Source organism: Actinosynnema sp. NPDC037264 (assembly GCF_055603705.1).
In genome coordinates, this window is the sequence record NZ_JBVJVK010000046.1 from 1 (window position 1) to 19,047 (window position 19,047).

General features: G+C 71.8%; 11 protein-coding genes. 6 read left to right on the top strand and 5 right to left on the bottom strand.

The window, feature by feature from the left end; translation table 11 throughout:
- Window positions 1-389: 389 nt before the first annotated feature.
- The 3 genes from ACZ7GX_RS33930 (at window position 390) to ACZ7GX_RS33940 (ending at window position 7,443) form a co-directional block, all read left to right on the top strand.
- Window positions 390-2,780 carry a ricin-type beta-trefoil lectin domain protein gene (locus ACZ7GX_RS33930; protein WP_498782823.1) on the top strand — a complete coding sequence of 797 codons (2,391 nt, stop codon included), beginning with the start codon at window positions 390-392 and terminating at the stop codon, window positions 2,778-2,780.
- A gap of 96 nt (window positions 2,781-2,876) precedes the next feature.
- Window positions 2,877-5,717 (top strand): PQQ-dependent sugar dehydrogenase, encoded by a 2,841-nt coding sequence (locus tag ACZ7GX_RS33935; protein WP_498782825.1) that lies wholly within the window; start codon window positions 2,877-2,879, stop codon window positions 5,715-5,717.
- Window positions 5,718-5,748: 31 nt separating this feature from the next.
- Window positions 5,749-7,443, top strand: a complete 1,695-nt coding sequence (locus ACZ7GX_RS33940) for a ThuA domain-containing protein (RefSeq protein ID WP_498782827.1) — start codon at window positions 5,749-5,751, stop codon at window positions 7,441-7,443.
- An 814-nt stretch (window positions 7,444-8,257) separates the two neighbouring features.
- Here ACZ7GX_RS33940 and ACZ7GX_RS33945 read toward each other — a convergent pair.
- The 5 genes from ACZ7GX_RS33945 to ACZ7GX_RS33965 form a co-directional block, all read right to left on the bottom strand.
- Window positions 8,258-10,357: an ATP-binding protein gene (locus ACZ7GX_RS33945; protein WP_498782829.1), complete on the bottom strand. Its 2,100-nt coding sequence runs from the start codon at window positions 10,355-10,357 to the stop codon at window positions 8,258-8,260.
- A 38-nt stretch (window positions 10,358-10,395) separates the two neighbouring features.
- Window positions 10,396-11,379 carry a TIR domain-containing protein gene (locus ACZ7GX_RS33950; protein WP_498782831.1) on the bottom strand — a complete coding sequence of 328 codons (984 nt, stop codon included), beginning with the start codon at window positions 11,377-11,379 and terminating at the stop codon, window positions 10,396-10,398.
- Complete coding sequence (locus ACZ7GX_RS33955; protein ID WP_498782833.1) at window positions 11,376-13,349, bottom strand: TIR domain-containing protein; 1,974 nt, start codon at window positions 13,347-13,349, stop codon at window positions 11,376-11,378. Before ACZ7GX_RS33955 ends, ACZ7GX_RS33950 begins: the two co-directional genes overlap by 4 nt.
- Before the next feature lie 185 nt (window positions 13,350-13,534).
- Window positions 13,535-14,383 (bottom strand): DUF7192 family protein, encoded by an 849-nt coding sequence (locus ACZ7GX_RS33960; RefSeq protein WP_498782835.1) that lies wholly within the window; start codon window positions 14,381-14,383, stop codon window positions 13,535-13,537.
- 3 nt (window positions 14,384-14,386) lie between these two features.
- Entirely contained in the window at window positions 14,387-16,093 is a 1,707-nt protein-coding gene (locus ACZ7GX_RS33965; protein ID WP_498782837.1) for an AAA family ATPase, read from the bottom strand.
- Window positions 16,094-16,334: 241 nt separating this feature from the next.
- Here ACZ7GX_RS33965 and ACZ7GX_RS33970 point away from each other — a divergent pair, with 241 nt between their 5' ends.
- From ACZ7GX_RS33970 to ACZ7GX_RS33980, 3 genes are all read left to right on the top strand, one after another.
- A complete protein-coding gene (locus ACZ7GX_RS33970) occupies window positions 16,335-16,751 on the top strand; it encodes a hypothetical protein (RefSeq protein ID WP_498782839.1) in 417 nt (138 codons plus the stop codon).
- Between the two features lie 138 nt (window positions 16,752-16,889).
- Window positions 16,890-18,071 carry an NAD(P)/FAD-dependent oxidoreductase gene (locus tag ACZ7GX_RS33975; RefSeq protein ID WP_498782840.1) on the top strand — a complete coding sequence of 394 codons (1,182 nt, stop codon included), beginning with the start codon at window positions 16,890-16,892 and terminating at the stop codon, window positions 18,069-18,071.
- A 13-nt stretch (window positions 18,072-18,084) separates the two neighbouring features.
- Window positions 18,085-18,942: an RNA polymerase sigma-70 factor gene (locus tag ACZ7GX_RS33980; RefSeq protein ID WP_498782841.1), complete on the top strand. Its 858-nt coding sequence runs from the start codon at window positions 18,085-18,087 to the stop codon at window positions 18,940-18,942.
- The last annotated feature ends 105 nt before the right edge of the window (window positions 18,943-19,047 follow it).

Here is a 19,047-nt window from a genome sequence, read left to right on the forward strand (position 1 = left end):
ACCGGAGGAACCCGCGGACCGACCCTTCCCTCCCCCCCCCCCCCCACCCACACCCCCCCCCCCCCCCCCCCCCCGCCGGCGTACTGCGCCGTGCGCCAGGCCGGGGTCCGGGATCACCTGAGACGGCCTGGGCGTGCGCCGGGCGAAGGCAGCAACCCGCAGCACCGAACCGACGATCGGCCTGCGGCTGAATGCCGGTACTTTCGCCATCCTTCGACGTACTTTCGTAATTCTTGAACAATCTTTCGTTGACTCTGTACAAAAGTCGCCTTACCGTCGCCTGGCCCGATGTGACCTGCCTAACACGCCGGCTCCCAGGGCTCCCTGCCCGAACCCCCTTGCCGAGTCGAGTCCCCTGCTCACCGGCTTAGTTCAAGGGAGAACCGCCGATGTCGTTCCCCGCCCGTCGCATCCGGTGGCTGCGCGCCGCCGGTTCCCTCACCTCGATCGCCCTCGTCACGGCCGCGTCCCTGTCGGTCTCCTCGCCCGCGCACGCCGCCGCGCCTCCACCCCAAGAGCCCGGGGTGACGCTCAGGGTCTTCGACCTGCAAACCGAGCTCGCCCGGCTGTGCACCCTCAAGACCGGCCAGACGCCGAACGTCGACAAGCTGATGCCGTCGGTCAACTGGACCACCACCGGGGACTTCGGCCTCGCCGACCGCTTCCTGACCGAGGTGACCGGCAACGTCTCCGTCACCACCGCGGGCACCTACGGCTTCCGCCTCACCAGCGACGACGGCTCCCGGCTGCGGATCGACAACGCGGTGGTGGTCGACCACGACGGGCTGCACGGCAGCGAGTCGAAGAGCGGCTCGGTCCAGCTCGGGGTCGGCTACCACTCCCTGCGCGTCGACCACTTCGACAACGGGGGCGGCCAGCAGCTCACCCTGGAGTGGCAGCCGCCGGGCGCGACCGGGTTCAGCGTCGTGCCGAACTCCGCGCTCAGCACCGACGCGGGCGTGGTCCGGGTGACCGCGCCGGGCCGCAAGGAGTGCGAGGGCAGCGGCGACGCACCGGGCGACGGCCTGCCGCTGACCGGCGTGCACCCCGCCTACTCCCTGACCAACCTGCGCCCGAGCGGGTTCGAGCCGCAGGTCAGCGGCATGGACTGGCTGCCGGACGGCCGGCTGGCCATCGCCACCTGGGGCGGCTCGAACACCAAGCTGGGCGAGGTGCACCTGATCAGCGGTGTCACGGGAGCCACCGACCCCACGAAGGTGCGCACGCAGCGGATCGCCTCCGGGCTCCAGGAACCGATGGGGCTCAAGTACGTCGACGGCAAGCTGTACGTGTCGGAGAAGGCCGGGCTCACCGAGCTTAACGACACCAACGGCGACGGGGTCACCGACAACTACCGCCGCGTCGCGACCTGGCCGTTCGGCGGCAACTTCCACGAGTTCGCGTTCGGGATGCTGTACCGGGACGGCGCGTTCTACCTGAACCTGTCGGTCGCGATCAACTACGGCGGCGCCACGACCGACCCCCAGCCCGCGGCCAACCGCGGCACCACGATCAAGGTGGACAAGGCCACCGGCGCCATCTCCTACCTCGCCGGCGGCCTGCGCACGCCGCACGGCATCGGGTGGGGCCCCGACGGCGACGTCTTCGTCACCGACAACCAGGGCGGCTGGCTGCCGTCGTCGAAGCTGGTGCACGTCAAGCAGGACCGGTTCTTCAACCACTACACCAACCCGGTCGGCCCGTTCGACAACCGCGCGATCACCGCGCCGGTGCTGTGGCTGCCGCAGAACGAGATCGCGAACTCGCCGAGCAACCCGGTGCAGCTGACCACGGGACCGTTCGCCGGGCAGCTGGTCTTCGGCGACGTGACCTACGGCGGCCTGCAACGCGGCTTCCTGGAGAAGGTCGGCGGCGAGTACCAGGGCGCGGTGTTCCGCATGACGCAAGGGCTCGAATCCGGCGTGAACCGGATCAGCCTCGGCCCCGACGGCGCGATCTACACCGGCGGCATCGGCGCGGGCGGCAACTGGGGCCAGGCGGGCAAGCTGAACTTCGGCCTGCAGAAGCTGACGCCCAACGGCGCGGAGGCGTTCGACGTCGTGGCCATGCGGGCGGTCCAGGGCGGCTTCGAGCTGGAGTACACCCAACCGCTGTCCGCCCAGACCGTGCAGGACCTCGCGACCAAGTACAAGGCGACGCAGTGGCGCTACCTGCCGACGTCGACCTACGGCGGACCGAAGATCGGCCAGCAGGCGTTGACCGTGCAGTCGGCGACGCCCTCCGCGGACCGCAAGAAGGTCACCGTCATGCTCTCCGGCCTGCAGCACGGGCACGTGGTGCACCTGCGCTCGCCCCGACCGTTCTCCTCCGAGTCCGGCAAGTCGTTGTGGAGCACGGAAGCCTGGTACACCCTCAACGTCAAGCCGGGCACCACCGCCCGCACCGGGCCGGTCAAGGGCCTCGCCGCGAAGTGCGCGGACATCAGCAACGCGGGCACGGCCGACGGCACGAAGGTCCAGCTGTGGACGTGCAACGGCACGGTCGCGCAGCAGTGGACGGTGGGGCTCGACGGGACCCTCCGCGCGCTCGGCAAGTGCCTGGACGTGCAGCAGGGCGGCTCGGCGAACGGGACCGTCACCCAGCTCTGGACGTGCAACGGGACGGGCGCGCAGCAGTGGGTCGCGCAGCCCGACGGCTCGTTGCGCAACCCGAGGTCGGGGCGCTGCCTCGACGTGGCGGGCAACAACTCCGCCGATGGCACCGCGCTGCACATCTGGGACTGCCTCGACGTCGGCAACCAGAAGTGGGTCCTCCCCTGATCGCGGGGATCCGCGGGTTCGCCGGTCGCCCCGCCGGCCGGCGAACCACCCCTCGTCGCACGTCCAGGCAGTGAAGTCCAGGAGGACGACGTCACCATGACCAGATCCCCGCGAACCCGCACCGGCCTCGCGTCCGCCGCCCTGCTCCTGGTGGCCGCCGCGGTCCAGACCGCCTTACCGACGACCGCCGTCGCCCAAGCGCCCGCGCTGCTCGACCACTCGGCGCCCCGAGCAGCGCTCGCGCCCTCGTTCCAGCAGGTCACGCTCGCCAAGGGCGCGGCCGAGATGGGCGAGCCGATCTCCATGACCGTGCTGCCCGACCGGTCGGTCCTGCACACCTCCAGGGACGGCACGGTCAGGCTCACCGACGCCGCCGGCAACACCAAGGTGGCCGGGAAGCTCACCGTCTACTCCCACGACGAGGAGGGCCTGCAGGGCATCGCCGCCGACCCGAGCTTCGCCACCAACCGCCACCTGTTCCTCTACTACGCGCCACCGCTGTCGACACCGGCCGGCGACGCGCCCTCCGACGGGACCGACTTCTCCGCCTGGAACGGGGTCAACCGGCTGTCCCGCTTCGTGCTCAACGCCGACGGCACGCTGAACACCGGCAGCGAGAAGGTGATCCTCGACGTGCCCGCCAGCCGCGGCACGTGCTGCCACGTCGGCGGTGACCTCGACTTCGACGCCGCGGGCAACCTCTACCTGAGCACCGGCGACGACACCAACCCGTTCGCCTCCGACGGCTACAGCCCGCTCGACGAGCGCGCCAACCGCAACCCGGCCTTCGACGCCCAGCGCAGCGCGGGCAACACCAACGACCTGCGCGGCAAGCTGCTGCGGATCAAGGTCAACGCCGACGGCGGCTACACCGTGCCGGCGGGCAACATGTTCGCACCCGGCACCGCGGGCACCCGCCCCGAGATCTACGCCATGGGCTTCCGCAACCCGTTCCGGTTCAACGTGGACAAGGCGACCGGGGTCGTCTACCTCGGCGACTACGGACCGGACGCGGGGTCGACGTCGGCCACCCGCGGCCCGGCGGGCCAGGTCGAGTTCAACCGCATCACCGGCCCCGGCTTCTACGGCTGGCCGTACTGCACCGGCTCGAACACCACCGAGGAGACCTACAACGACCACAACTTCGCCACCGGTGTCTCCGGGGCCAAGTACAACTGCGCGGGCGGGCCGACGAACAACTCGCCCCGCAACACCGGCCTGCCGACGCTGCCCGCGGCGAAAGCGGCCTGGATCTCCTACGACGGCTGCTCCGTGCCCGAGCTCGGCTGCGGCAGCGAGTCGCCCATGGGCGGCCCGGTCTACCGCTACAACCCGAACCTCGACTCCGCGGTGAAGTTCCCGCAGTCCTACGACGGGCACTTCTTCGGCGCCGAGTTCGGCCGCCGCTGGATCAAGGACATCGCGGTCAACGCCAACGGCACGCCGGGCGCGATCACCGCCTTCCCGTGGTCCGGCACGCAGGTGATGGACTCGGCGTTCGGCCCGGACGGCGCGCTGTACGTGCTGGACTACGGCACGGGCTGGTTCGCCGGCGACGCGAACTCCGCGCTGTACCGCATCGAGCACGTGACCGGCGGCCTCGCGCCGATCGCCAAGGCCGCCGCGGACAAGACCTCCGGCCAGGCGCCCCTCACGGTGACCTTCTCGTCCGCGGGCTCGTCCGACCCCGACGGCGACGCCATCACCTTCGCGTGGAAGTTCGGCGACGGCGGTACGTCGACGGCGGCCAACCCGCAGCACACCTACTCGGCCAACGGCGCCTACACCGCCACGCTCACCGTCACCGACAGCACCGGTCGGACGGCCACGGCGAGCGTGCAGGTGACCGTCGGCAACACGGCTCCGACCGTCACCCTGCACCTGCCGCAGCACGGCCAGCTGTTCGACTTCGGCGACGCGGTGCCGTTCCGGATCACCGTGACCGACCCCGAGGACGGCGCGGTCGACTGCACCAAGGTCAAGATCAGCTACATCCTCGGGCACGACTCGCACGGCCACAAGCTGACCGAGGCCACCGGGTGCTCGGGCACCGTCCAGACACCCCAGGACGGCGAGCACGACCCCAACGCCAACATCTTCGGCGTCTGGGACGCGGAGTACACCGACCGCGGCGGCGTCACCACCCACACCCAGCACGTCACCCAGCCGAAGAACCGGCAGGCCGAGCACCACGGTTCGGCCAACGGCGTCACGGTCTACGACAAGGGCGCCGCGCACGGCGGCAAGGCGGTCGGCGACATCCACAACGGCGACTGGATCGCCTTCCAGCCCTACGTGCTGACCGACGCGACGACGATGACCGCGCGGGTGGCCTCGGCCGGTGCGGGCGGCACCATCGAGGTGCGGGCCGGGTCCGCGACCGGCGCGCTGCTCGGCTCCGCCACCGTGCCGGTGACCGGTGGCTGGGAGACGTTCACCGACGTCAGCGCGGGGCTGACCAACCGGCCCGCCGGCACCACCACCCTCTACCTGGTGTTCAAGGGTGGCGCGGGCGCGTTGTTCGACGTCGACGACTTCACCTTCGCCACCGGTCCCCGCACCGGCCGGATCACCGGCATCGGCGGCAAGTGCGTCGACGTGAGCGGCGCGGCCACCGCCGACGGCACGAAGATCCAGCTGTGGACGTGCAACGGCACCAACGCCCAGCAGTGGACCGCGGCCGTCGACCGGTCGCTGCGCGCGCTGGGCAAGTGCCTCGACGTGCGGTCCGGCGGCACGGCGAACGGCACGCCCACCCAGCTGTGGACGTGCAACGGCAGCGGCGCCCAGCAGTGGGTCGCGCGCGCCGACGGCGCCCTGGTGAACCCGCAGTCCGGGCGCTGCCTGGACGCGTCGGGCAACAGCTCCGCCGACGGCACCGCGCTGCACCTCTGGGACTGCAACGGCGCCGCCAACCAGAAGTGGATCGGGCCCTGACCACGACGACCGCTCGACCGAGGAGCAACTGATGTCCCGACTGCGATCCGTGCTGTCGACGATCACCGCGACGGCGGTGGTGATTTTCGCCGCGGCCCCCGTCCCGGCGACCGCGGCCGATCCCCCCTACAAGGTGCTGGTCTTCTCCAAGACCGCGGGCTTCCGGCACTCGTCCATCCCGAACGGCATCCAGGCGATCCGCGACCTCGGTGCGGCGAACAACTTCACCGTGGACGCCACCGAGGACGCCGGCGCCTTCACCGGCGCGAACCTGACCCAGTACAAGACCGTGATCTTCCTGTCCACGACCGGTGACGTGCTCAACACCACCCAGCAGGGCGCGTTCGAGTCCTACGTGCGCTCCGGCGGCGGCTTCGTCGGCGTGCACGCCGCGTCCGACACCGAGTACGACTGGCCGTTCTACGGCGGCGTGGTGGGCGGGTACTTCCACTCGCACCCCGCGATCCAGCAGGCGACGGTGCGGGTCGAGGACCGCGCCCACGCCTCGACCTCCCACCTCGGTCAGGACTGGGTCCGGACCGACGAGTGGTACAACTTCCGGTCCAACCCGCGGGCGAACGTGCACGTGCTCGCGCGCCTGGACGAGGGCACCTACTCCGGCGGCAACATGGGCGACCACCCGATCGCCTGGTGCCAGACCTACCAGGGCGGACGGTCCTGGTACACCGCCGGCGGGCACACCGAGCAGTCGTTCGCCGAGCCCGGGTTCCGCGCGCACCTGCTCGGCGGCATCCGCTACGCGGCCGGCATGACCGACGCCGACTGCCGGGCCGAGACCGGCTACACGTCGCTGTTCAACGGCTCCGACACCAGTGGGTGGAGCCAGGCCGGTCCGGGCAGCTTCGCCGTCGCCGACGCCACCCTCACCTCGCGTGGCGGGATGGGGTTGCTGTGGTACTCGGCCAAGGAGTTCCGGTCGTACTCGTTGAAGCTGGACTGGAAGCTCGCCGGCGACGACAACTCCGGCGTGTTCATCGGGTTCCCGGCGAGCAGCGACCCGTGGTCGGCGGTGAACAACGGCTACGAGATCCAGATCGACCCCACCGACGCGGTCGACCGGACCACCGGCGCGGTGTACGGCTTCAAGTCCGCCGACATCGCCGCGCGGGACGGCGCGCTCAACCCGCCCGGCGAGTGGAACACCTACGAGCTGCTCGTCGAAGGGGAGCGGCTGCAGCTGTTCCTCAACGGCGTGAAGATCAACGACTTCACCAACACCGATCCGGCGCGCAGCCTGCAACAGGGGCACTTCGGCCTGCAGAACCACGGCGACGGTGACGACGCGTCGTTCCGCAACATCCGGGTCAAGGAGCTGTCGGGCACGCGCACCGGTCGGATCACCGGCCTCGGCGGCAAGTGCGTCGACGTCAGCAACGCGGGTGCCGCGGACGGCACGAAGATCCAGCTGTGGACGTGCAACGGCACGAGCGCGCAGCAGTGGACCCTGCCGGGCGACGGCACCATCCGGGCGCTGGGCAAGTGCCTCGACGTTCGGTCCGGCGGTACCGCGAACGGCACGCTCACCCAGCTGTGGACGTGCAACGGAACCGGTGCGCAGCAGTGGGCCGCGCAGTCCGGTGGCGCGCTGCGCAACCCGCAGTCCGGCCGTTGCCTGGACGCGTCGGGCAACAGCTCCGCCGACGGCACCGCGCTGCACCTCTGGGACTGCAACGGCGCCGCCAACCAGCGGTGGACCTTGCCCTGACCGGTCAACCCGCACCAACCGGACCGACCGCGTGCCCGACCGGACGTGCCCCGACTGACCGGAACCGGACCGACCGGCGTGCCCCGCCGCGCGTGCTGCCGCGGGACACCCGGTCGGTCCGGTCGATGCCGTGGCCAGCCGACCGAGGGCGGTGGACTCGTCGGCGACCCGTTCGACGTCACGGTGGCGATCGGGCAGAATGCACGTGACGCCGGGGCCTCAGGCCCCGACCCGCCGGACCTCCGACCCAAGATCACCCAAAGGCGTGACGGCCTCCGGGTATGAATGGAAAGCCGGATAGCGTTGCCGGAAATGATAGGGAGGCGCGGCGGCCCCGGTCACATCACACTCCGGTAGCCACGGGCGGTCGCCCACCCAACCGGTGTACGTGACCATGGCGCCACCCGCTAGATCAGCGTGCCGTGCTCTTGGCCGGCGGGCTCCGGGCTGCGGGCTACCGACCGCTGGCGGTGCCTGCGGCAGCGGCTGGCGGTGTCTGGCGGGCTACCGACCCGCGGTGGTTGGCGGCTGGCGGGCTGCCGAGCGGCAGTGGCCGGCGGGCTGGCGGGTTACCGACCCGCGGTGGCCGCTGGCAGGCGGTGGGTGGCCGGCGGCCGGTGGGCTACCGGCCCGCGGTGCCAGCGGCCAGCGGGCTGCCGAGCGGCGGTGGCCGGCAGGCCGGCGGCTGGCGGGCCGGCGGCTGGCGGGCTACCGAGTGGGGGTGGCCGGTGGTCGTTGGCGGCGGCCGGCGGGCTGCAGCCGTGCCGACCCGGTCGCACGAGCCGCGGTGGCCGGCGGGCTGGCGGCTGGTGGGCTACGAGCCGGCGGCCGGCTCCAGCTGGGCGAGGGCTGCGGCCACGGTGGCTCCCTGGGCCGACCCCAGTGCGCGGTACAGGTCCAGGGCGGCGGTCCACCAGCGTCGGGCTTCGGCGAAGTCGCCGGCCGACGCGGCGAGCACGCCGAGTTCCTGCAGCGCCCGTGCCTCCTCGTGCTTGCTGCCGCACGCCCTCGCGTAGCGGACGGCTTGGTGGAACGCGACCTCCGCCAGGACGTGGTCGCCCGCACGGTGCCGGATGCGGCCGAGCCGGCCGAACCCCTCGGCCGCGTCCAGGTCCAAGCCGAGCCCGATCGCGACGGCGATGGCCTCCTCGGCGTGCGCGACCGCGTCGGCGAACCGACCCAGTTCCATCTCCACGAGGGCCATGCTGCGCAACGTGATCCCGACGTTGCGGTGCGCGCCGCTGTCGCGGTACCAGCCGAGCGCGAGCTCCTGGTTGCGCAACGCCGCCGCGAACTCGCCACGCCTGCGGAGGACGGCCGCCTCGTTGGCGAGCGCGTTGCTCCTCCCGTGCCCGTCGCCGAGTTCCTCGAACAGCTCCCGCGCCCGTCGGTAGTGCTCGGCCGCTCCCTCCAGCTCGTTCAGCTCGACGAGCACCATGCCGAGGTTGTTGCGGGTGCGCGCCTCGGCGAGCGGGTCACCCGCGCGGACGCACGCCGACAGCGCCTGCTCGTGGGTGCTCAACCACCCGTCGAGCGCCTTGGTCAGGAAGTAGTAGTCCCGCAACGTGTAAGCGAGCTGCCAGCGCCGTACGTCGAGCGAGGGGTCGTCGAGCGCGCACATCGCTTCGAGGTTCCGACGCTCGAGGTCCAGCCACCGCAGTGCGGCGTCGCGCCCCTGGAGGTCGAGCATGGCCACCGCCCGTCCACCGAGGGGGAACCGCAGCCGGTGCGGCATGATGATCCGCCCGGCGCGGTCGGCCATGTGCAGGTAGTGGTCGACCAACCGCTCGACCGCGGCTCGTCGGTCCTCAGCGGTGTCGACCCGGTCGCACGTCTCCCGCGCGTACAGCCGCAGCAGGTCGTGCAGCCCGAAGCGACCGGACCCCAGGTCGAGCACGAGGTGCCGCCGCGCCAACGACCTCAGTAGCGTGGCGGCGGTGACGTGCGGGACGTCGAGCAGCGCGGCCACGGCGTGCGTGCCGAACTCCGCGCCGGGGTGCAACCCGAGTAGCCGGAAGGCCGTGGCCTCGCCGGCCGGCAGCGCCCGGACGGACCAGGAGAACACGGTCCGCACCGCGGAACGGGCGTCGTCGTCCTGGGTGTCGAGCACGTCGAGCCGCGCGTGCTCGTCGGCGAGGTCGGCCACGACACCGTCGAGCTCGGCGGACGGGGAGCGCGCGATCCGCTCGGACACGATGCGCAGCGCCAACGGCAACCCGGCGCACAACCGCACCACCCTGCCCGCGGCGGGGTGACGGGCCCGATCGCCGATCTCCGCGCGCAGGAGCGCCAGGCCGACGTCCTCGGCCAGCGGTTCGACCCGCAGCGCGGTGGCCGCGTGCTCGACCACGAGGCCGCTGAGCCGGTGGCGGCTGATCACGACGACCAGCCCACCGGCGGGACCCGGCAGCAGCGGCCGGACCTGGTCCGCGGATAACGCGTTGTCCAGCACCACGAGCGCCCGACGCCCGCTCATCAACGTCCGGAAGTGCGCGGCGCGTTCCTCGACGGTGGTCAGCGCCTCCGGCCGGGCGTACCCGAGCGCTCGCAGGAAGCCCGCCAACGCGTCCTGCGCGCGCAGCGGCTCACCTCCCCCGAAACCGCGCAGGTCGACGTGGAGCTGCCCGTCGGGGAACTCGTCGACCACGAGGTTCGCCCAGCGCAGCACGAGCGCCGTCTTGCCGACACCGGCCATGCCGGACACGACGACGACCCCGCTGGACGGCAGCGCGTCCAGCCGGGCCAGCAGGTCCTCACGGCCGGTCAGCCTGCCGCCACCGGCGGGGAGCTGGCGGGGCACGGCCTTGGTGGCGGGTCCCGCCGTGATGTGCACGTCGCCGTGGATGGCACCGGCCTGCACCGCGACCGCCGCATCACCGGTCAGGCTGTTGTGCACGTCGCTTCGAGGGGTCATGACCTCGATTGTCGACTCGTCCGGCCGCGCGCACGAGCTCAGAACGCGGTCTCGACCGCGCCGCTGAGGTCACCTGCCTCCAGCCAGTCGCTCCCGCTGAGGTCCACCGCGCACCCGACGTCCGACAGGCGCTGGGCCAGGAGCTTGCGCGGTGCGGGGTCGTTGGTCAACCGCACCACGAAATGCCCGTCGAGGTCCGTGAACCGCCGCACCTTGCCGAGCTCGACCAGGATCGTGCGCTCCGGGACCAACATCATCGCCATGCCGGTCTCGTAGATGACGTTCGGGCGGGCCTGCCCCGCCGGCCGCGTCGCCGGGTCGTGCTCGTCGGCGGCGTGCTCGGCCTTGAGCCGCACGACGTCGTCCGGCGTGGCGAGCACGATCACGGCACGGCCCTTGCCCAGGACGGCGTGCAGGACGTCGCCGATCTTCGGGGAGCCCTGCCGGACCTCGGCCAGCACCTGGGACCACTCCAACGGCTGCAGGCCGATCGCCCGCAGGAAGTCGAACAACGCACGGCGCGCCCTCTTGTCGCGCCCGTGGATCACGAAGACCGTGCGATCCCGGTCCGGCTCGGGCGCCGACCCGTCCCGGAGGTCGTCGCGGTGGACGGACGCGGCCGGGGCGGCGAGCCTGGCCCGTGCCTCCAGCAGCAGCTGCTTCTGGGTCTTGATGGGACCTCTGAACCGGTCGGCGTACGGGTGCTGCCAGTAACCGAGCAGGCCTTGGTGCTCGCTCGGCCGCTTCTGCCTGCCACCGAAGAACTTCGGCCGGGGCTTCACGGGCTCGTGGAGGAAGTGCTTGATGCGGTACTGCAGCGTGCGGACGCTGCCCTCGTACTCGAAGCGGAACTTCTCCCGGAGGTCGGCGGGGAGCAGCAACAGGCAGCTGGTGAACCACTCGTCGTAGTCGTCGCCCAGCTGCCTGGCCGCGCGCGCTCCCGCGGCGACGTCGTCGACCTGCACCTGCTGGGCCAGTCGGTCGAGCACGGCGACCTGGTCGATGAGCTCGTCCAACGTCATGACTGGAGGACCGCGATCAACCGGTCGACGGTGGGCGACCGCCAGTACTCCGCCCGTTGGTTGATCCGGATGCTCCCCGGCAGGTCGTTCTCGTCGAAGTCCTGGTCGATCACCAGGACCTGGACGGCCCGGTCGACCGGCTTCTTGACCTGGTGGTGCGCGAAGATCGCCGTCTCCAGCTTGGCCCAGCTCGACTTCGAGTACGACGGGCTGGCGAAGATGAGGATCCGCCTGCTGTGCTTCACGCCGTACTCGACCGTGCTCAGCGTGGTGTCGCCCGGCCACATGTCCTTGTCGTCGTACCAGCAGTTCAGCCCGACCGCCTCCAAGCGTCGCAGGACGTCGAGCACGACGGGCTTGTCCGCGCTGGAGTGGCACAGGAACACGTCGTACCGGTAGCCGTCCTCGGACCGCTGCCCGACGCGGGACAGCACCTTGAACAGGGCGTCGTGCTGGCGGCCGGTCAGCTCGTCGATGCCCTTGGCGTCGATGCGCAGCATCTTCGGCGACGTGAGGTTGGTGTAGGTGGGCGGCGGGACCTTCAGGTCGGGCAGGTCGATCCAGATGATCGGGAACTTCCGCCCGTCCAGCTCGCCGTGGGTCTCGGTGCGCAGCGTGCCGGCGACGAGGATGCACAGGCCCTTGGACTGCTCGTGCGGAGCGATGTCGTCGAGCGAGATCCGGAACGGGGTCAGCGGCACCAGTTCGCAGTACCGGCGCAGCGGCTGGAGCGGGTCGTCCGGGGAATCCGGCCCGACGGTGAGGGGGCCACTCGGTTTGCCCTTCGGGCCCGCCAGGTACGGGACGTTGTCGCTGACGTGCTCGAGGATGCGCTCGCTGATGTAGGCGTTGAACTGGGTCGCGGCGGCCTTGCCCACGGCGTCGTTCCCGAGCAGCTTCGACTGGACGTCGTTGTTGTTGAACGACAGCAGCGCCACGTCCGTCAACGCCACCAGGTCGGCGGTGCGGCGGCGGCCCAGCGCGAAGGCGAAGTCGCCGACGATCTCACCCACGCCGTAGGGGTACATCGGCGCGGCGTCGCCGTGGTAGCCCGTGCCCTCGGAGTTGTACACGCCGACTTGTCCGCGCAGGATGACGAACAGGGAATCACCCGGCTCGTCGAAGCGGCAGATGAACTCGCCCTCGGTCCGCTCCACGAGCTGGCCCAGCCGCAGCATGCTCGCCAGCTCGTCTTCCTTGAAGCGGTTCAACAACGGGTTCGACTTGAGCTCGTTGCTGTTCTGGTCGCGGTACTGGAGATTCAGCGCCGCTCTCTTGAGTTCGCTGGTTGCGATCGTGGACGTCGAGTTCACCTGCCAGATCCGCTTGGTGTGGTACAGCGCGTCCCAGTGCTTGCGGAAATCGTCGGCCGGCACCGACGGCTTCTTCAGCTTGTCCGAGTCGCTCAGGCTTTCCACCGGCCACTCCGGCACGGTTTCGTCCAAGGAGAGCAGGTACAGCAGCCGGGTCGGGAAATTGCGCGCGGGAAAGGGCAGCGGTTCGTGGAAGGTCACGGCCGGATCGGTTTCCGACGATCGCATCCCGCGCCGGAACTCCTCGGAGGCGACGACGTCGTCGGCCACCACGTGCCCCAGCAGCCACCCCGCGTAGTTGATCGGGCCGCCGACGAGTTGGACCCGCCCGTCGGCGCCGACGACGTCGCAGACCTCGCCGACGTGGCAGGTGATGCGCAGCGGCACGCGCTCGGCCCTCGCCCACGAGGTCAACTCGGCGAGCAGGTCGACCGCGGGCTGCTGCCAGCCGGGTTGCCGGAAGACCACGTGGCCGCCGTCGCCCCCGGACGACCAGACGACCTCGCCCGGGCCGCACGAATCGATCGTCGCCGCCACGATCCGGTTGATCTTCTCGATGCGGCGGACCTGATCGCGTTCATTCGCCTCCGAATGACCGCGGATGTCGCACGACACGATCGCAACCGGGTAGAAGTCCGTCTCGCGGGACGACTGCACAGGACGCCTCCATGGTGCCTGTCGACCACATCGTCCGCAATAATGCGGAAACGTTGCGCCCGGTGCCACTTGAACCGGTTCGCGATCATATCGCGGACGTCGGGCGAACACTTCGGAAGGCTTGCGGGGCGCCGCGGCGGTGAGGCGTCCGGCGCAGTCGATCCGGCGGTCGGACCGGTCCGGGATCAGTCCTGGATCAGCCCCAGGGCGTTGAACACCTGCCGGCCCCACGACAGCGCCGTCGGCAGGTCGTCCCACTGCCGGTCCTCTTCGGTGAGGTACGGGAACACGTACGGGTCGGTGATCTCGGCGGGCAGGTCGTCGGCCAGGCAGGTGTACGGGGGACGCCCGTAGTTGTCCGCGTACACCGCCTCGGCGACCTCCTTCGGCTGCGCGTCCCATACGCCGAACCACAGCCGCCGCAGCATCCCCGGGTGGGCCATCGCGAAGATCAGCCTGCCCACGTCGAACGGCTCGCCGGCCGAGATCACCCGCGCCACGCCGCAGTAGCGCTGGGGCTGCCGCGGCGAGTGCAGTATCCCGGCGTCCCCGGACCAGATCTCCACGCTGTGGCCGGCGTCGATGATCGCGGCGCACAACGTGGCCAGCGCCAGGCCGCGGTTGATGATCACGTCGTGCGCGATCCGGTGCGAGTACCCGGACGGGACGAGGAACGTGATCACCTTGCCCCGCCGGGAGACCTGGCGGGGCACCGCGTCCACCATGCACTCCGGCACACCGGCCAGGTACGCGCCGACGTCCACCTCGCTGCCGGTCACGTCCCAGGTCGGCTCCAGCACGGTGACGGCGTGGGAGAGGCCGGCGCTCTCGCGCAGCTCGCTGATCGTCACGTCGGCCTCCTCCAGCGCCAGCGGCCAGCCGTCGACGGCCAGCCGGACCGCCTCCTCCCAGGAGGAGCCGTGCCACCCGGTGTCGGCTCTCCGGCTGGTCCCGTGGGCGATGGACGGCGGAGCCGTGGCGGCGTCGAGGAACTCGCGCCAGGACAGCAGCGGGGGCAGCGTTGTCCGCAGCACGGGTCAGTCCAGCCCGAGCGCTTTGCGGTGCGCGTCGGAGAGGCCGCGCACGACCCGCCACTGCATCACCTGCTCCACGGTGGCGCCCGCCTCCAGCAGCTTGGCGCCGTCGATGCTGGTCCGCGGCGAGAAGAGCACCGGCAGCTTCTTGTCCTCCGCCAGCTTGCGCAGGTCCCGGACCTCGTCGAGGAGCTCGTGCACCGCGTCGGGGTGCGATGGCGCGTGCCGCAGCGCGATCCGCTCCTCCAACCCCTCGTCGATCGGCACGTCGATCACCACGAAGCGGTCCAGCGTGGCGGCGTCCAGCGTCTGCCGGCCGACGTACTGCCGGTCGCCTCCCGTGCCGTAGGTGTTCCCGGTGGCCACCAACCGGAAGTTCTCGTGCGCGTCGACCATGCGGTCCGCGAACGCGCACGTCCCCAGCGCGAGCGCCTGGTTCAGCTCGGCGAGCAGCCCGGGGTGGCCGTTGTCCAGCTCGTCCAGCAGCATCACGCCGCCGTGCTCGAACGCCCGGCGGAACGGGGTGTCGCGGTACTGGCCGTGGGCGTCGTAGTAGCCGAACACCTTGCTCATCGGGGTGGTCGGGCCCAGCGACAGCGCCTGGAACTCCAGGCCCAACGCCCCCGCGGCGTGCTTGGCCAGCATGGACTTCCCGGTGCCCGCCGGGCCGACCAGCAGCACGTGGCAGCGCGCGTGCAGGGCCACCAGCAACTCCGGCAGCACGGTGTGCGTGTCCGCGCCCAGCTCCACCTCCCCGCCCTGCGGCAGCACCACCGTGACCACGTTCGGCGCGTACTGCGCGAACGTCTTCTCCGCCTCCTCGCGGACCGCGCCGCGGACCGAGTCCAGCGCGGCCGCGGACACCTGGCCGACCACGTCCGGCAGGGCCTCGCGGGTCGCCTCGCGCGCCAGCTCGGTCGCCGCGACCGCGGCCTTGCCGGCCAGCTCGTCGTGCAGCAGCCGCAGGTCTGGAGTCGCTCCGGCCACCGCGTCGCGGGCGAGCCCCGGCAGCACCTCCGCCGCCGCGCGCCGCACGGCCTCGGCCAGCGAGCCGCGGACCTTGTCCGCCTCGTCCCGCACCGCACCGGGCGCCGCCTCCTCGACCGCCGCGCGCACCACCTCGACCATCGCGGCGGACCCGGCGCGCACCAGCTCGTCACGCACCTCGTCGCGGTCCGGGGTGGCCTTGGCGACCGCGGCGCGGGCCAGTTCGGAGATCACCTCGTCGGACTGCCGCGCGAGGCCGCCGGCCACCGCGTCGCGCACCTGGTCGGTGGCCTGGCGCACCACGTCCGCGAGCACGTCCCCGGCCTCGCCGCGCACGATGTCGGTCGCTGCCGAGGCCACGGCGGCGACCAGTTCCTCGCGCAGCTTCTCCGCGTCCGGCGTCGCCTCCCGCACCGCGGCCCTGGCCAGCTCCGGCAGCAGGTCGTCCGCGGCGCGGGTGACCAGCTCGGGCAGGTCGGCCTCCAGCTCCTTGCGCGCCGCCCCCTCGACCGCGGCCCGCAGCTCGGCCGGGTCCGGGGTGACCGCGGCGACCGCGTGCTCGGCCAGGCCGGGCAGCGCCGCCTGGGCGTGCTGGCGGATGGTCTCCGGCAGGCGGGCCTGGATCTCGCTCTGCACCATCCACAGCAGATTGCTCTGCGTGAACACCGCACGCGCCACCGCCTCGGAGATCTGGGCGATCTCCGCCTTCGTGCTGGTCCGCACGCTTCCTCCCCGTTCCACGCGTTCTCGCCCCGAGTATGGGATCGGTTCGGGGGCTCACCCGGAGAGCGGCACGTTGCTGCCACGCACGGCGGGCGGACGGGTTCGACGCCGTCCCCAGTCGGTCGGGCCGACCGGGTCGCGGACCGCTGCGGCCGACCAGTCATGATTCGCGGGCGGCCGGTCCGGCACGACAGCCGCCGACGACCCGTGCCCGACGCCGTTCGCACCGGAGTGGAGTCCGATGGAGAAGTCCCGCCGCACCCGGGCGAGCCGGCTCGCGGTCGTCGCGACCGGGGTGCAGACGGCCCTGCTGCTGCTCGGTCCGTATGGTGAGATGAGCAGGTTCGACCAGGCCGCGCTGGGCGTGCTGATCGTGCTGGGCCTGCCGGTCAACGTCGCCGCGCTCGTGCCGATGGTGCGCCGGGTGCGGCGCGGGGCCGACGCGGGCACGGCCGTGCTGGTCTTCTGCGCGGTGTTCCTGCTGTGGCACGGCTTCGCGCTGGGCGTGGTGGCGGGCTGGTGGGCGTCCGGGTTCGTGGGGGCGGTCCGCCTCGGGGCCGGCGTCCCGATCTCCCTCGCCTACCAGGTGGTGATGTGCGTGGCCTTCGCCGCGGTCCTCGCCCTGGGCGCGCCGAGGCGCGCTCACGTGGAGTCCTGAGCCGGCCGACCCGACCGGCTCCGGGTGACGTGTCGCGCGTCACATCCGCAGGTGTCACGTCCGGTGGCGCCGGTCAGTCCTATGGCCGTTCAACGCCCCGGGGAACCGGTGGCACGGTCAGGAGAACAGGGGCAGGTCATGGAACTCGACCACCACGTCGTCGTGCTCGGCGCCGGGTACACCGGTATGTTCGCCGCCATCCGGCTGGCCCACCGCACCCGCCGGCGCGGTGTCCGGATCACGCTGGTCAACCCGTCGGCCCGGTTCACCGAGCGGCTGCGGATGCACCAGCTCGCGGCCGGGCAGGAGTTGGCCCACCTGCGCATCGCCGACCTGGTCACCGGCACCGGCATCGTGTTCGTGCGGGGCAGGGCCACCGCCATCGACCCCGACGGCCGGACCGTCACGCTCGACGACGGCGCCCGGCTGGACTACGACACCCTGGTCTACGCGCTGGGCAGCGCCACCGACACCAGCCGGGTCCCGGGCGCGGACGTCCACGCCTTCACGCTCGACAGCCCCCAGGTCGCCGTCCGCTTCCACGACCGGCTGAACGAGCTCGCCGCCGGCGACACCGTCACCGTCTGCGGCGGCGGCCTGACCGGTGTGGAGGCGGCGACCGAGGTCGCCGAAGCCCGACCCGACCTGAACGTCACGCTGATCAGCGCGACCGAGCCCGGCGCGATGATGGGCGACCGGGCCCGCGCCCACCTCGACCGGTCGCTGCGACGCCTCGGCGTCACGGTCGTGGTCGGCGCACGGGTCACGCGGGTGCAGGCCGACGCCGTCGAACTGGAGACCGGCGAGCGGGTAGCCTCGGCCGCCTGCCTGTGGACGACGGGCGTGGCGGTGTCGCCGCTGGCCCGTGAGTCGGGCATCGCGGTGGACGACCGGGGTCTGGTCGTGGTCGACGCGACGCTGCGGTCGGTGTCGCACCCCGACGTCCACGCCATCGGCGACGCCGCCGCCGTCCGGCTCGGCTGGGGGAGCGTCCACGGCACGTGCCAGAGCGGCCTGCCCACCGCCCAGCACACCGCCGACACCATCGCCCGGCTGCTGCGCGGCAAGCAGGCCCGGCCGTTCCGGTTCGGCTACTTCCACCAGCCGGTCAGCCTCGGCCGCCGTGACGCGGTCATCCAGTTCACCCGCGCCGACGACACCCCGCGCCGGGCCTACCTCAAGGGCCGCGCCGCCGTGCTCTACAAGGAGTTCGTCAGCGGCAGCCCGGTCAAGATGTACCGGTTGGGCAAGCGCGTGAACGTCAGCACCATCGTCTCGAAGGGCGGCCGCGCCACCCGCGAGCCGGCCGCCGCGCGTTGAGAGCATGGCGGCCATGACCGATCGGGACCCGTACCTCGAACACCGGCGGCTGCTGTTCACCACCGCCTACCAAATGCTGGGCAGCGTCGCGGACGCCGAGGACGTCCTCCAGGACGCCTGGCTCACCTGGCACGCCGCCGACCGCTCGGACGTCCGGCACCCGAAGGCGTACCTGGTGCGCACGGTCACCAACCTGTCGTTGAACCGGCTCACCTCCGCCCGGGCCACCCGGGAGACCTACGTCGGCCCGTGGCTGCCCGAGCCGCTGCTGACCTCGCCCGACGCCGCCACGGAGACCGAAATGGCCGACACCGTCTCCACCGCGATGATGGTGGTGCTGGAAACCCTCAACCCCGTCGAACGCGCGGTGTTCCTGCTCCGCGAGGTCTTCGGCTACTCCCACGCGGAGATCGCCGACGCGCTGGACCGCCCGGAGCCCACCGTCCGCCAGATCGCGCACCGCGCCCGCGAGCACGTGCAGGCCCGCCGTCCCCGCTTCGACACCGACCCGGAGCGGCGCGCGGAGATCACGTCCCGGTTCATCGCGGCCTGCGCGGGCGGCGACCTCACCGCGGTGATGGAACTGCTGGCCCCCAGCGTGACCGCGTGGTCCGACGGCGGTGGCAAGATCACCGCGGCCCTGCGGCCCCTGCACGGCCCGGACCACGTCGCCCGCTGGTTCCTCGGCGTCCTGGCCAAACCCACCTCGGCGGGCGTCGTCCTCGAACCGGCCTCCATCAACGGCGAGCTGGGCGTGCTGGTCACCATCGGGACGACCCCCATCGGCGCCCTGACCTTCGACCTGGCCGACGGGCTCGTGCAGAACCTGCGCCTGCAGATCAACCCGGACAAGCTCACCGGCCTGCGGTAGCCGTGAGGGTCGCGTTCCTCGCCGGTGTGCTTGGCGCAAAAGCGATCGGCCGCCACCGGCACGTCGCGTAGGCTGCCCTCCGGGTCGGGGGACCTTTCTAGTGGA